At 68.8% G+C, this 14,009-nt stretch carries 14 protein-coding genes; 10 read left to right on the forward strand and 4 right to left on the reverse strand.

The window, feature by feature from the left end; translation table 11 throughout:
• Positions 1–160: 160 nt before the first annotated feature.
• The 3 genes from OIE74_RS14045 to OIE74_RS14055 are packed head-to-tail and all read left to right on the forward strand — an operon-like array spanning position 161 to position 2,352.
• On the forward strand, positions 161–1,477 hold the full coding sequence (locus OIE74_RS14045; RefSeq protein ID WP_329382753.1) for a hypothetical protein: 1,317 nt from the start codon (positions 161–163) through the stop codon (positions 1,475–1,477).
• A complete protein-coding gene (locus tag OIE74_RS14050) occupies positions 1,428–1,979 on the forward strand; it encodes a GNAT family N-acetyltransferase (protein ID WP_329382756.1) in 552 nt (183 codons plus the stop codon). The genes OIE74_RS14045 and OIE74_RS14050 overlap by 50 nt, the downstream gene beginning before the upstream one ends.
• Positions 1,918–2,352 carry an ester cyclase gene (locus OIE74_RS14055; protein ID WP_329382759.1) on the forward strand — a complete coding sequence of 145 codons (435 nt, stop codon included), beginning with the start codon at positions 1,918–1,920 and terminating at the stop codon, positions 2,350–2,352. Before OIE74_RS14050 ends, OIE74_RS14055 begins: the two co-directional genes overlap by 62 nt.
• Positions 2,353–2,367: 15 nt before the next feature.
• Here the strand turns inward: OIE74_RS14055 and OIE74_RS14060 are convergent, their stop codons facing one another.
• Entirely contained in the window at positions 2,368–2,991 is a 624-nt protein-coding gene (locus OIE74_RS14060; RefSeq protein WP_329382762.1) for a hypothetical protein, read from the reverse strand.
• Between the two features lie 133 nt (positions 2,992–3,124).
• On the reverse strand, positions 3,125–4,744 hold the full coding sequence (locus OIE74_RS14065) for a beta-N-acetylhexosaminidase (protein WP_329382765.1): 1,620 nt from the start codon (positions 4,742–4,744) through the stop codon (positions 3,125–3,127).
• Positions 4,745–5,010: 266 nt separating this feature from the next.
• On the opposite strand from OIE74_RS14065, the gene OIE74_RS14070 reads away from it, so the two are divergent.
• From OIE74_RS14070 to OIE74_RS14095, 6 genes are all read left to right on the forward strand, one after another.
• The gene (locus OIE74_RS14070; RefSeq protein ID WP_443076109.1) at positions 5,011–5,637 is read left to right on the forward strand and encodes a 2-oxo-4-hydroxy-4-carboxy-5-ureidoimidazoline decarboxylase; all 627 of its coding nucleotides are present in this window, start codon (positions 5,011–5,013) and stop codon (positions 5,635–5,637) included.
• Positions 5,638–5,806: 169 nt separating this feature from the next.
• Positions 5,807–6,187, forward strand: a complete 381-nt coding sequence (gene sdhC, locus OIE74_RS14075) for a succinate dehydrogenase, cytochrome b556 subunit (protein ID WP_329382768.1) — start codon at positions 5,807–5,809, stop codon at positions 6,185–6,187.
• A 4-nt stretch (positions 6,188–6,191) separates the two neighbouring features.
• Entirely contained in the window at positions 6,192–6,683 is a 492-nt protein-coding gene (locus OIE74_RS14080; protein ID WP_329382772.1) for a succinate dehydrogenase hydrophobic membrane anchor subunit, read from the forward strand.
• Between the two features lie 21 nt (positions 6,684–6,704).
• A complete protein-coding gene (sdhA, locus tag OIE74_RS14085; protein WP_329382774.1) occupies positions 6,705–8,459 on the forward strand; it encodes a succinate dehydrogenase flavoprotein subunit in 1,755 nt (584 codons plus the stop codon).
• Positions 8,459–9,238: a succinate dehydrogenase iron-sulfur subunit gene (locus OIE74_RS14090; RefSeq protein WP_329382776.1), complete on the forward strand. Its 780-nt coding sequence runs from the start codon at positions 8,459–8,461 to the stop codon at positions 9,236–9,238. The genes sdhA and OIE74_RS14090 overlap by 1 nt, the downstream gene beginning before the upstream one ends.
• Positions 9,239–9,421: 183 nt before the next feature.
• Entirely contained in the window at positions 9,422–9,946 is a 525-nt protein-coding gene (locus OIE74_RS14095; RefSeq protein ID WP_329382779.1) for a hypothetical protein, read from the forward strand.
• Here OIE74_RS14095 and OIE74_RS14100 read toward each other — a convergent pair.
• Entirely contained in the window at positions 9,933–10,691 is a 759-nt protein-coding gene (locus OIE74_RS14100; RefSeq protein WP_329382782.1) for a cold-shock protein, read from the reverse strand. The genes OIE74_RS14095 and OIE74_RS14100 overlap by 14 nt on opposite strands.
• A gap of 132 nt (positions 10,692–10,823) precedes the next feature.
• Between OIE74_RS14100 and OIE74_RS14105 the strand changes: the two genes are divergently transcribed.
• Entirely contained in the window at positions 10,824–11,513 is a 690-nt protein-coding gene (locus tag OIE74_RS14105) for a TetR/AcrR family transcriptional regulator (RefSeq protein WP_329392289.1), read from the forward strand.
• Here OIE74_RS14105 and OIE74_RS14110 read toward each other — a convergent pair.
• Positions 11,473–13,989, reverse strand: a complete 2,517-nt coding sequence (locus OIE74_RS14110; protein ID WP_329382785.1) for an MMPL family transporter — start codon at positions 13,987–13,989, stop codon at positions 11,473–11,475. The two genes, OIE74_RS14105 and OIE74_RS14110, sit on opposite strands and share 41 nt — an antisense overlap.
• Positions 13,990–14,009 lie beyond the last annotated feature (20 nt).

A 14,009-nucleotide genomic window follows, 5' to 3' on the forward strand; every position in this document is an offset into this window, starting at 1 on the left:
AGCTCAAAGCCAACCGCGTACGGAGTGAAGCTGAGTAGCTACCTAACGCCATCCTCAAGCGGACTGGTTAGGGCGATCCGCCACGGTCACCAACGCACCGCCTAGGGGGATTTGACCATCCCTTTACTTCGCTTGGAGGGCGTCCTTCTACGGTGGTGTGGTGTCGAGTACACCGAACGAAGCCCTCATCACCTGGATGCGTGAGCATGAGATGAGCTCCAACGCGCTTGCGGAAGCGGTCAATCAGGTGATGGGCGAGCTGACCGGCAAGGTGGGCGGGTTGGAGGGTTCCCAGGTCCGTAACTGGAAATCCGGTCGTGTGAAGTGGCCCAAGTCCGCAAGTCGCACCGCCTTGGAGATGATCACGGGGTTGTCAGCGACGGACCTAGGGTTCGTACCCCGGGGCAAGTCCCCGGCGCTGAAAGCGCGACCGTCGGAGGACCCCGTGCATCGCCGTGCGTTCATTGCCGCAACCACCGGTACAGCCTTGTCCGCAGCCCCTTCCGCCCGCCTGACCGTCGGCCGTGCCGACGTGCAGCGGCTCAGCGCCCGACTGGACGAATTGTGGCTGCTTGACGATCAGAACGGCGGCGGCCCCGAACTTGAAGAACGGGCCGTGGCGCTCAGCTCATACGCCACAGAGCTTCAACGAACCGGTACCGCCACCGGTCGCGTTCGAAGCCGCATCCACGCCCTGGCGGCAACGTTCACGGCAACCGCGATGTGGGCGGCTACCGACTCGCGCCACCTCGACAGGGCACAGCAGCACATGGAAAAGGCAATCACCCTCGCCGGCCTCTCCCATGACGGTCAAGTGCAGCACCAAATCTGGCGTTACGCTTCCACGCTCGCCGGTCAACGGGGGCACTGGGCGGACGCAACTGCCGCAGCCGAAGCCGCCATGGATACCTCCGCGCACCGCACGGATCCGCTGTACGCCTCCCTCACCCACGCTCGTCTGGCTCTTGCCCTACCCGCTTTGAATGAGCCCACCCGCGCCCGACGCGCCATAGCTGACGCGAACGAGGCTTTCGCCCGTGCCGATCCTGACGCTGCGCGACCGACATCGATGGATTTCTATACCCGAGGCGAACTCGATGGTCTGGTCGGCGTGACATTTTTGCGGCTCGGCGACTCGGCGCGAGCCGAGTTCCATTTCCACCGTTGCCTGGCGGCCCTGCGGCCGGACCAGCACCGCAACCGGGCCTACTACCTTCTGCACGTCGCTTTCGCACAACTCGGCCAAAAAGATCTCGACCAGGCATGCTCAACCGCCGCCAAGGTGATCCCGCCGCCCGGCTACACCCCCACCGGCCGAATCCCTCACCTACTCAATACATTCACCCACCACCTGAACAAAGCAGCTCCCGACGCGAGCGCCACCCGCGCCTGGAACGAACGCAATCACACCAACCAAGGAGACCTCCATGACCGCAGCGCCCGACGCCCTCACCCTGCGTCGGTACGGCAGGGATGATCTCGATAACGTACGGCCGACGCTGACCGACCTCTACGCCGAGGTCTATGCCGACCGGCTGTCCGATCCCTTCTTCTCCGTGGAACGCTTCCAGGAACGTCTTGACGGTCACGTATCACGCCCCGGATGGGAAGCCGTCGTCGGTTGGGATGGTGACCAAGCTGTCGGATACGCATACGGCTCCCCCCTGCCGGAGCGCGCGCGATGGTGGGCCGGAATGCTCACGCCGCTGCCAGAGGAATTGACCCACGAGACAGGACAACGCACCCTCGCTCTGTTCGAACTGCTGGTACGAGCACCATGGCGCAAGACCGGAAGTGCTCACCGAATCCACGAGGAACTGCTCACCAGCCGCCCCGAGGAACGGGTGACGCTACTGGTAGAACCGACCCACCCAAAAGTGAAGGCACTGTACGAGCGCTGGGGCTACGACAACGTCGGTGATCAGCAACCATTCCCTGACGCTCCGGTCTACACCACAATGCTCCGTCAACTGGGATAGACGCCACCCGGATCGATCCTGCCAGACATGTCCAACATGGCGATGTATCACCCGACTTCGCCTACCAGCTCGCCAGGGGGCCGATGCTGTCGCCCGCCCTCGGGTCCACTCTCACCCTGACACTGCCAGTGATCGCCGACGCGTCGATCCGGAGGACGTATGGGAGACCCACGAGCTGGCCATCAACGGCGACAGCCTCGCTGGCCGCCTGCTCAACACCGGCACCCCCACGAAGGAGTGGCTCGGTGCGGCCCCGACCGGCAGGTCGATCGAGATTGTCGAGTACGGCATCTACCGCGTCCGCGACGGCAAGTTCCTCCACATGTCGGCGCTCCACGACACGGAAGCCCTCCAGAAGCAACTCGCAGGCTGACCCCGCCTACCGGCGTCAGCCCTGCGCCCTCGCCCGGCGTGAGACGACCGCCCTCAGCACCCGCTGGCCCTCGGTGGAAAGGTCGAGCGCCTGGCGCAAGCCCGCCGCGCCGGCTGTTTCGGACAGGATCTCCAGGATCTGGATCTGCCGGCGCAGTTCGCCGGTGACCAGTGGCCCGGCGGTGAACGGACCGATGCCGGGCGTGCCTTCGCCGCCTTCGGCCACTCCCGTACGGCAGTGCTCGACCCAGTCGCTGTACGCGCCGTCCGCGGCGGTGCCGGGCGCACCGATGACCCGGTCGCCCACCACGTCGAACTGCTGGTGGATCTCCAGGGCCACCACCGAGCAGCTGTCGGACCAGGCGCGCAGCGGTTCGGCCGCCCACTCGGAGGGCGCGGCGGCGAGCATCTTCCGTACGAGGAGGGCCGTTTCGTCGTTGATGACGGCCGACTCCATGGCTTCCCTGGCCGCCGCGAGGCGCGGGGCCCAGGTATCGGCGCCGTCGGCGATGCCCGCCCAGAGCGGGCGCAGTACCTCGCCTTCGTCGGCGAGCAGCGGCAGGCAGCGGTCGAGGCAGGCGACCCCGCTCGCGGCGAGCCCTCGCTCATCCGCCTGAACGATCAGTTCCACCAGGCTCATTCACGTCTCCCGTCGCGGGCAGAATACTGCTCATTAAAGCGCCCGGCGGCTGAAAAACGTCACTGATGGCTCAGAAAAATAGGTTCGGTTCGTGAGGAAGACCCGCCCAGCGACCGCTACGTCCTCAATCGGGCTACTCGGTCACCTTGTTCGCCAGCGCCCTGAACTGGGGCCAGGTGAGCGACGGTTCGACCGGGTTCCACACCTTCTGCGACATCGCCGCCAGTGGCAGCCGGATCCCGGCCGCCACCTGGTCCTGGGTCTGCGCGCTCGCGATGTCGCCCCAGACCGCGAACCGCGCGCCGAGGATCTGCTTCGAGTACTTCCGGGGCACCGGGGTCGTGCCGCGCAGGACGAACGGGGTCCACTGCTCGTAGATCCGCTGCCCGGTCGGGTACACGAAGTTGTTCGGCTGGCCGAGCACGTAGTAGAGGAACTCGTCGTTGAGGTTCACCACCGGCCGGCCCTCGCGCAGATAGTCCAGCGGGGGCCGCGCACCGATCTCCCTGCCCGTCCAGTAGTTGACCTGGAGGTCCTGGTCGGCCTTGACGACACCGCCGGCGAAGAAGCCGTCGTTCCAGGCCTGGACGTCCCGCTTCTTCGGCCGGACCACGGCCGCGCGGTCGTTCATCCAACCGGTCGCCAGGTCCTGCACCGTGGCGTCGGCGCCGTACTTCTTCCGTGCGGCGGCGGCCAGTTGGGGGAAGGACGCCTCGGGGTTCCGGACCACGAGCGCCTGGTATTCGTCGGCGCCGATGTGCCAGAACGGCCCGGGGAACAACGTGTCGTACTCACGCAGGAGTTCGTCCACGATCTTCGCCGCGGCGGGCTTCGAGATGTCGATGGCACCGCGGGTGATCTGCCCGTTCGCGTTCCGGAGCTGGAGCTCGGGATGGGGTGCCATGACGGCGCCCAGATGCCCCGGTGAGTCGATCTCCGGGATGATGGTGATGTGCAGCCGGCTCGCGAGGGCGATGATCCCGCGGACCTGGGCCTTGGTGAGGTGCTGCGCCGAGACGATCTCGGGGTGGGTGTCCGAGGCGATACGGAAGCCCTGGTCGTCGGAGAAGTGCAGGCCCAGCTGGTTGAGTTTGAGGTCGGCCATCTCGCGCAGCCGGTCCTCGATCCAGCCGGGTGTGTAGTACTTGCGCGCGATGTCCAGGTTGAGTCCGCGCTGCGGGCGGTCGGGCCGGTCCCGTACGACGCCCTCCGGTATCGCGCCGTCCGCGAGTACGGACTGCTTGAGCGTGCGCGTCCCGTAGAAGACCCCGGCCTCGTCGGGTCCGGCGATCCGGACGCGTCCGTCGCGTGCGGTGAGGGTGTACGACTCGGGGCCCGCCTGCTTGCCCGACTCCAGGGCCAGTTCGACGTCACCGGCCTTGGCCGCGACCGCGCCCCGGTAGTCGATCTTCAGCTCCGACGCGAGGAGCTTGCCCTCGTCGGCCAGCTTCCCGCTGTTCTTCGCGATGACGACGCCGCTGTCACCGCCGGGCCGCCAGCCGGGGCCGCGGGCCGCTTCGTGCTCCCGTACGGAGGGCACGGTGCGCGGCGCCTTCGAGAGCGCGAAGCTGCCCGAGGGGGTGGGTGCGGCCGGGCGGGTGTCGGACCGGGCCGACGACGCGTCGGCGGCGGTACCCGTCGGCGCGCCGCGGTCGGAGGGGGTGGTGTCGGGCCAGGCCACCACCGTGAGGGTGACGGCGGCCGCCACGACAGCGGCGCCGCCCACCAGAGTCCCCGGGGAGTTCCACCTCATGCCTGACCGTCCCTGGTAGGAGAAATAGGAAGGAAGTAGGGCGAACGTCCCATGTCCCCGCCCATCGCGCGAGCCGAAGACGTCACGTCCGGGTGAAATTCGCGCATCTGTCGGGCGCCCGCCACCGGCCCTCGATAGCGTGACGAAACATTCGTCTCGCCCTTATCTGCCTTCACTTCCGTCACCACGCCTGTCACCTCCTGTCACCCGTTCGGCCGCCCGTCCGGAGTCGCCGGCTGAGCCTCCGGTCCTGGGCCGCCCGAGCCGTGACGCCGCGTCCGAGGAGCCCCACGCTGTCCAGCGATTCCCACGCCGGTCTGGCACGCTTCAACGCCGCCCCGGCAGACACCGTCGAGAACGCGCTGCTGGCCTGCTGCGGAAACCGCCGCTGGGCCCGCCGGCTCGCCGACCACCGTCCGTACCCGACCGTCGACGCGCTCCTCGCCGCCGCCGACGAGGCGAGCTACGACCTGTCCAGGGCCGACCTCGCCGGCGCCCTGGCCCACGAGACGTCCGCCGGCCCGCACCACGGGGCGCCGCTCGCGGCCCGCACCGCGCTGCGGGCGGCACACGCGGCGTACGAGAGCGGTTTCGGCCACGCGTTCGTCATCAGTCTCGACCACTACCGCCCCGAGGAACGTCTGAACCAGATGCTGACCAGGATCCGCGAGAGGCTGGCCCACGACCCCGACGAGGAACGCGCCGTCGCCGCCGACGAACTGCGCCGGCTCGCGCGATCAAGGGTCGCACGCCTGGTGAATAACGCCGGACACGAGCCCGGCGGCCACCCCGGCCTCCCCCCGGCGCCCCGCAGAGCGGAGGCGCCCGCTCCCCGCGTTTCGCAGGAATCGAACGACTACGGCCGTCCGGATAGCCCGTCCGTGGCTGTTTGACCACCTGTTTGATCACACGAGCGGGCCCCCGGGCAATCGAGCCGACAAAGCGTCGCTACGATGGCCAGGGCCGGTGGACCGTACCCGGCCGGGCGCGACCGACACCACTGTGCTTCATCGAGTAGAAGATGGCGGCCGGCCCCGATCCCCGCTCCCGGAGGGCTTTTCCGTGCCGGCTGGAACGCTGTACCGCGGCCGGGAAGGAATGTGGTCATGGGTGGCTCATCGAGTCACCGGCGTCGCCATCTTCTTCTTCCTGTTCGTCCATGTGCTGGACACCGCACTCGTCCGCGTCTCCCCCGAGGCCTACGACGATGTCGTAGCGACCTACAAGACGCCCATCGTCGGCGTACTGGAATACGGCCTCGTGGCCGCCGTCCTCTTCCACGCGCTCAACGGCCTGCGCGTCATCGCCGTGGACTTCTGGTCCCAGGGCGCGCGCTACCAGAAGCAGATGCTCTGGAGCGTCCTGGGTGTCTGGCTCGTCCTCATGCTGGGCGCCATCTACCCCGTACTCGGCCATGCCGCACGCGAACTCTGGGGGAGCTGACCCGATGTCCGCAGACACCAACGCGACCGGCTCCACGGCCGCGATCAGTCCCGTCGAGAGCGTGAACGTCTTCGACGCCGACCACCCGGCTCCGCTCATCGAGCCGCCGCGCAAACGCACCGCGAAGACCCCCAAGGCGACGCGCGGCAACTTCGAGATGGCCGCCTGGCTGTTCATGCGCCTGTCCGGCGTCGTCCTCGTCGTCCTGGTCGTCGGCCATCTCCTCATCCAACTGGTGCTGGACGGCGGCGTGGCCAAGATCGGCTTCGCCTTCGTGGCCGGCCGCTGGGCGTCCCCGTGGTGGCAGACCTGGGATCTGCTGATGCTGTGGCTGGCGATGCTGCACGGCGGCAACGGCATGCGCACGATCATCAACGACTACGCGGAGCGTGCCAACACCCGCCTGTGGCTCAAGGGCCTGCTGTACACCGCGACGGTGTTCACCATCCTTCTGGGCACGCTGGTGATTTTCACCTTCGACCCGAACATCCGCTAAGGCCCGGGGCTGACGAGAGCAATGAAGATCCATAAGTACGACACCGTCATCGTCGGCGCCGGCGGCGCCGGAATGCGCGCGGCCATCGAGTCGACCAAGCGCAGCCGTACCGCCGTGCTGACGAAGCTGTATCCCACCAGGTCCCACACGGGCGCCGCGCAGGGCGGCATGGCCGCCGCGCTCGCCAACGTGGAGGAGGACAACTGGGAGTGGCACACCTTCGACACGATCAAGGGCGGCGACTACCTGGTCGACCAGGACGCCGCCGAGATCCTGGCGAAGGAGGCCATCGACGCGGTCCTGGACCTGGAGAAGATGGGTCTGCCGTTCAACAGGACGCCGGACGGCACCATCGACCAGCGCCGCTTCGGCGGCCACTCCCGTAACCACGGCGAGGCCCCGGTCCGCAGGTCCTGCTACGCGGCGGACCGCACCGGCCACATGATCCTCCAGACGCTCTACCAGAACTGCGTCAAGGAAGGCGTGGAGTTCTTCAACGAGTTCTACGTCCTCGACCAGTTGCTCGTGGAGATCGGCGGCGTCAAGACGTCGGCGGGCGTGGTCGCGTACGAGCTGGCCACCGGCGAGATCCATGTCTTCCAGGCGAAGTCGGTCATCTACGCGTCCGGCGGCACCGGCAAGTTCTTCAAGGTGACCTCCAACGCGCACACGCTCACCGGTGACGGCCAGGCGGCCTGCTACCGGCGCGGACTGCCGCTGGAGGACATGGAGTTCTTCCAGTTCCACCCCACGGGCATCTGGCGCATGGGCATCCTCCTTACGGAGGGCGCCCGCGGTGAGGGCGGCATCCTCCGCAACAAGGACGGCGAGCGCTTCATGGAGAAGTACGCGCCCGTCATGAAGGACCTCGCCTCGCGTGACGTGGTTTCGCGGTCGATCTACACCGAGATCCGCGAGGGCCGCGGCTGCGGTCCCGAGGGCGACCATGTCTACCTCGACCTGACGCACCTGCCGCCGGAGCAGCTGGACGCCAAGCTCCCCGACATCACCGAGTTCGCGCGTACGTACCTGGGCATCGAGCCGTACACGGACCCGATCCCGATCCAGCCCACCGCGCACTACGCGATGGGCGGCATCCCGACCAACGTCCAGGGCGAGGTCCTGCGCGACAACACGACGGTCGTGCCCGGTCTGTACGCGGCCGGCGAGGTCGCGTGCGTGTCGGTGCACGGCGCCAACCGCCTGGGCACCAACTCGCTGCTCGACATCAACGTCTTCGGCAGGCGCTCGGGAATCGCCGCCGCCGAGTACGCGGCCAAGCACGACCACGTCGAACTCCCCGAGAACCCGGCCGAGCTGGTCGAGGCGCAGGTCGAGCGGCTGCGCGAATCGACGGGCACCGAGCGGGTGGCGGACATCCGCCGCGAGCTCCAGGAGACGATGGACGCGAACGTCATGGTCTTCCGCACCGAGCAGACGATCAAGACGGCCGTCGAGAAGATCGGCGAGCTGCGCGACCGCTATCTGCGCGTGTCCATCCAGGACAAGGGCCGGCGCTTCAACACGGATCTGCTGGAGGCCGTCGAGCTGGGCAACCTGCTCGATCTGGCCGAGGTGATGGCCGTGTCGGCGCTCGCCCGCCAGGAGTCGCGCGGCGGTCACTACCGCGAGGACTTCCCCAACCGGGACGACGTGAACTTCATGCGCCACACCATGGCGTACCGCGAGGTCGGCGACGACGGCACGGAGTCCATCCGTCTCGACTACAAGCCGGTCGTCCAGACCCGCTACCAGCCGATGGAGCGTAAGTACTGATGGCAACACCCCTGCTGGACAAGGTCGAGGACGACACCGAGGCCTCGCCGTACATCACGGTCACACTGCGGATCCGCCGCTTCAACCCCGAGATCTCCGACGAGTCCCGCTGGGAGGACTTCTCGATAGAGATCGACCCCAAGGAGCGTGTGCTCGACGCGCTCCACAAGATCAAGTGGGACGTCGACGGTTCGCTGACCTTCCGGCGCTCCTGCGCGCACGGGATCTGCGGCTCGGACGCGATGCGGATCAACGGCAGGAACCGGCTCGCGTGCAAGACGCTGATCAAGGACATCACGTCGTTCGACAAGAAGACCGGGGCCACGAAGCCGATCACGGTCGAGGCCATAAAGGGCCTCACGGTCCTCAAGGACCTGGTCGTGGACATGGAGCCGTTCTTCCAGGCGTACCGCGACGTGATGCCGTTCCTGGTCACCACCGGGAACGAGCCGACGCGCGAGCGGCTCCAGTCGGCGGAGGACCGCGAGCGGTTCGACGACACCACGAAGTGCATCCTCTGCGCGGCGTGCACGTCGTCGTGTCCGGTGTTCTGGAACGACGGGCAGTACTTCGGCCCGGCGGCCATCGTGAACGCGCACCGGTTCATCTTCGACTCGCGTGACGAGGCGGGCGAGCAGCGTCTTGAGATCCTCAACGACAAGGACGGTGTGTGGCGTTGCCGCACGACGTTCAACTGCACCGACGCCTGCCCGCGCGGTATCGAGGTCACCAAGGCGATCCAGGAAGTGAAGCGCGCGCTGATCACACGGCGCTTCTGAGCGCTCGGCATCGGCGGCGGGCGCCCGACGCCAACGCCCGGCGCCCGCCCGCGCGGTGAGGGCCCGTTTCCGTACAAAGCCGTAACGGCCCGTACGGTACGGGCCCTTTCTGTGCCAGGATTCAGCCAGGGATGCCCCGAACGGGGGCCCTGGACCAAGCAGCAGCAGGGGAAGCGGGGAGACATGAGCCAGCCGAATCCGAACCCGAATCCGGACGGGGACGGGGCCTATGGATGGGGCCCCACCCAGCCCGGCTACGGCTATCCCAACCCGGCGCCGGGGTACGGCTATCCCGGTCAGGGCAGCCCGGCGTACGACCCGACGCTGGCCGGCGGACAGCTCGTTCCCGCGTCCGGGGGCGGCCAGCCGCTGGTGTCGATCGGGGACATCACCGTCATGAACGACGGCATCGTCACGCCGTCCGGCACGCTGCCGCTGCGCGGCGCGGTGTGGAACGCGACCGACATGTCGCGGACGGAGGAGAAGATCCCGACGCACGCCATCATCCTGGCGGTCATCTTCTTCCTCTTCTGTCTGCTCGGTCTGCTCTTCCTCCTGATGAAGGAGAAGAAGACCACCGGGTTCATCCAGGTCACGGTGACCAGCGGCGGCAAGCACCACTCGACGATGCTGCCCGCGACCGGTCCGGACAGCTTCCAGATCGTCATGGGGCAGATCAGCTACGCCCGTTCGCTCAGCACGATGTGACGGTGGAGGGCGCGGCGCCGCCGGGTGCCGTGCCTTCGGGGGCCGTGCCTTCCGGCCAGACCGTGACCGCGCGCCGGCGGTAGCCGTCCCGCTCCGACTCCTCCACGGAGAAGGTGACGGCCTGACCCACCGCCGGCTCGGCGTAGTCCTCACCGGCGACGGCGGAGAAGTGCGCCCACACGTCCTCGCGGAGGTTGGCGGCGTCCAGCACGCCCCACCCCTCCGCCTCGTGCCACGCACGCACCCGCCCGGCCAGCGGTACGCCGAAGCGGTGGTGCAGGGCCAGGACGTCACGTTCGTCGTCCTCTCCGATCGCGTACCCGGTGTGCGAGACGATCTGGTACTCCGCCGTGCCGCAGCCGACCCGGCGGCCCCGGACCCGGCCGCTGCCCGTCAGCGAGCCCACCGGAAAGGGCAGCCCGCCTGCCCCGTGCACCAGTGCGCCGTGCTCGTCCTTCCGGGTGGCGCCCAGGTCCACCGCGCGGACGTCGACCGTTCGGCCGGTGTCGTCCACCAGCACCTGGCTGTACGGCCCGTCCTCGCGCAGCAGTCTGAAGCCGTGGTCGCGCATGGTCCGTTCGTGGTGGGCCAGGCTCTCCGCGCGTACGACGACGTCCAGGTCCTCGTGGGGACGGGTCTGCTCGCACAGGAGGGCGTCGACGCCCCAGCCGCCGTCGAGCCAGACCTCGACGCCGGCCCGGTCGAGCAGATCCAGGACGGCCAGCACATCCTCCGCGCGCATCATGGGCCCGACTCTTCCCGAAGAGACGGCGGACGGCATCATGTTCCGACGGGTGGTGCGGCGTGGCTCCACCGTTCAGGCCCGCCCGGCGCGAGGGCGGCGAAGGGCCCCGACGGACCGAAGGACAGAGACGACATCAAGGCCTCCCGGAGCGAGCAGACCCGCACACTCATCCTCGAAACCGCGCTGCGCCTCTTCGAGGAGAAGGGCTACGACCGGACGACCATGCGGTCCATCGCCCAGGAGGCCGGCGTCTCCGTCGGGAACGCGTACTACTACTTCTCCTCCAAAGAACATCTCGTCCAGGGCTTCTACGACCGAATAGCCGCCGAGCACGAGGCAGCCGTCAGGCCGGTGCTCGCGGACGAGACGGATCTGGCCGTCCGCCTGACGCGCGTCCTGCTGACCTGGCTGGACATCGCGGAGCCGTACCACCGCTTCGCCGCGCAGTTCTTCAAGAACGCCGCCGACCCCGACAGCCCGCTCAGCCCCTTCTCGCCGGATTCGGCCCCGGCCCGTGAGGCCGCCGTGGCCATCCACGAGCGGGTGCTCGCCGGCTCGTCGGCCCGGATCGACCCCCAGTTGGCGGAGCAGCTGCCGCATCTGCTGTGGCTGACGCAGATGGGTCTGGTCCTGTACTGGGTGTACGACCGTACGGAGGGCACCGGGCGCAGCCGCCGTCTGGTCGTGCGTGCCACGCCGGTCGTCGCCCGCGTGATAGCGCTCTCCCGGTACCGGCTGCTGCGTCCCGTCGTACGTCAACTCCACGAACTGCTGTTGGAGTTCATGCCGGGTGCGATGGTGACGCGGCCGGCGAAGGACTGAGCGTCAGATCGTGGATCAGCGGCTCGCCGCCGACCAGGATGTGCCGGGTCCACGGTTCGTGCAGGTCGGAGGTCACGGCGAGCAGGTACGAGCCGCCGGCCGGGACGCTGAGGATGTACCCGCCGTCGGCGAGGGTCGCCACGCGGTCGAGCTGCCTGCCCGCGGGCGAGAGAAGGGTCAGTACGGCGTCGGCGACGGGCATGCCCTCGTCGTCGAGGACGAAGCCGTGTACGACGGTGGTGCCGCCGGAGACCATTGTCTTCTCCGTGCCGATGCCGGGGTCCTCGGCCGTCGTCCGCCGGGCCGCCTCGGGGGCTTCCGGGGCCTCCACCGCCAGGTGCGGCAACCGCTCCTCCAGCCAGCCCGGCAGCCACCAGTTGGCCTTTCCGAGCAGGTGCATCGACGCCGGGACCAGCGCCGTACGCAGGACGAACGCGTCCAGCGCGACGGCGGCGGCCAGCCCGACCCCGGCCACGGCCCCCTCGGTGTCGCCGCTCAGCACGAACGCGCCGAAGACGCAGATCATGATGAGCGCGGCCGAGATGATGACACTGCTGGTCTCGGCGAGCCCGACCCGCACCGCGCGGGCGTTGTCCTTCGTGTGCACCCACTCCTCGTGCATACGGCTGACGAGGAAGACCTGGTAGTCCATCGAGAGCCCGAAGAGCATCGACAGCATGATCACCGGCAGGAACGCGGTGATCGGGCCCTCCCTGCCGAAGCCGAGCAGCTCGGCCCCCCAGCCCCACTGGAAGATCGCGACCAGCACCCCGAAGGACGCGGCGGCGGCGACCAGGTTCATGACGGCGGCCGTCAGCGGCACCACCACGGAGCGGAAGGCGAGGAGCAGCAGGAGAAAGCCGAGGCCGATGATCGTGGCGATGAACAGGGGCATCCGGTCGGCGGTGACCGAGGAGAAGTCCTTGAACACGGCGGTCACTCCCCCGACATGGACCTCCATGCCGGAGCCGGGGATGACGTCGTCGCGCAGCCGGTCGATCAACTGGTCCGTCCGCACGTCCTGCGGCGAGGTGGTGGGGACGACCTGGACGACCGTCACGGGGACCTCGGAGCCGGCCGGGAGAGGCATGGCGGCGGCCATCGCCACGCCGTCGTCGGCGCCGACCCGTTCGACCAGCGCGTCCACGGCGGCTTTCACGTCCGGGTCACCGGGGGCGCCGAGTGCGCCTGTCTCCGCGACGAGTTGGAGCGGTCCGTTGAAGCCGGGGCCGAAGCCGTCGGCGAGCAGGTCGTACGCCTGCCGGGTGGTGCGGTCCTCGGGATGGTTGCCCTGGTCGGTCGCGCCGAGCCGCAGGGACAGGACCGGGATCGCCAGCGCGGCCATCAGGACGACCGCGACCGCCGCGACGGCCCTGGGGCGTTCCTGTACGGCGGCCGACCAGCGGGCCGCCGCGCCCTTCGCCTCGGCGGGCGCCGGTCCCTCGTCGGCGAGCCTGCGCCGCTGACGGGGGCTCAGCACCCGCTCGCCCAGGAGTGAGAGGAGCGCGGGCAGCAGGGTGATCGCGGCCAGCACGCTGAGGACGACGGTCAACGACGTGGCGATGACGACGCCTTCGAGGAAGCTCATCCGCGTCACGAGCATGCCGGCGAGTGCGACGCAGACGGTGCCGCCCGCGAAAAGCACCGCGCGGCCCGCCGTGTTGAGCGCCTGGACGGCCGATTCCTCGGGTGTTCTGCCGCCGAGCAGGGCTCTGCGGTGCCGGGTGACGATGAACAGCGCGTAGTCGATGCCGACCCCGAGGCCGATCAACGAACCGAGCAGCGAGGCGACTTCGGGCACGTCGACGGCATGGCTCAGCAGCAGCGTCGACATGAGGCCGGTACCGACGCCGAAGATCGCGACGGTGATCGGCAGCAGCATCGAGAAGAGCGAGCCGAAGGCCAGGAAGAGGACGACGCCCGCGGCGAGGATGCCGACCACCTCGGCGATACCGGTGGGCGGTGCGGAGATACGGGTGATGGCCTGCCCGCCGAGTTCGACCTGGAGCCCGGCGCGCTCGGCGCCCCGCGCGGTGTCCACGACGTCCTGGACGAGCTCTTGCGGTACGGCGTCGGCCTGTTGGGCGAAGGTCACCTGCGCGTACGCGGTCCGACCGTCCTCGCTGATCCGCGCGGCGCCGCCGGGGCCGGGACCGTACGGCCCCGCGACGTCGCCGACGCCGGGCAGGGAGGCGATGCGGTCGAGTGCGGGTTCGAGCCGGTCCTGTACGGAACTGTCGCCGACGGCCCCCGAGTCGACGCGCCACACGACGTTGACCGTGTCACCCGCGCTCTCCGGGAAGACCTCGGCCATCCGGTCGTACGCGCGGGACGAGTCGGTGCCGGGGATGCCGAACATGTTGGCGTAGTCGCCGCCCGCGGCGGTCCCGGCCACGCCGAGACCGGCCAGGGCCGACACCCACAGCGCCAGGACCAGCAGCTTGCGCCGGTAGCACCACCGTGCCCATGCCTCCACGATCTGTTCCTTCCGCTCAT

The organism is Streptomyces sp. NBC_01716 (genome assembly GCF_036248275.1).
Lineage (GTDB): Bacteria > Actinomycetota > Actinomycetes > Streptomycetales > Streptomycetaceae > Streptomyces.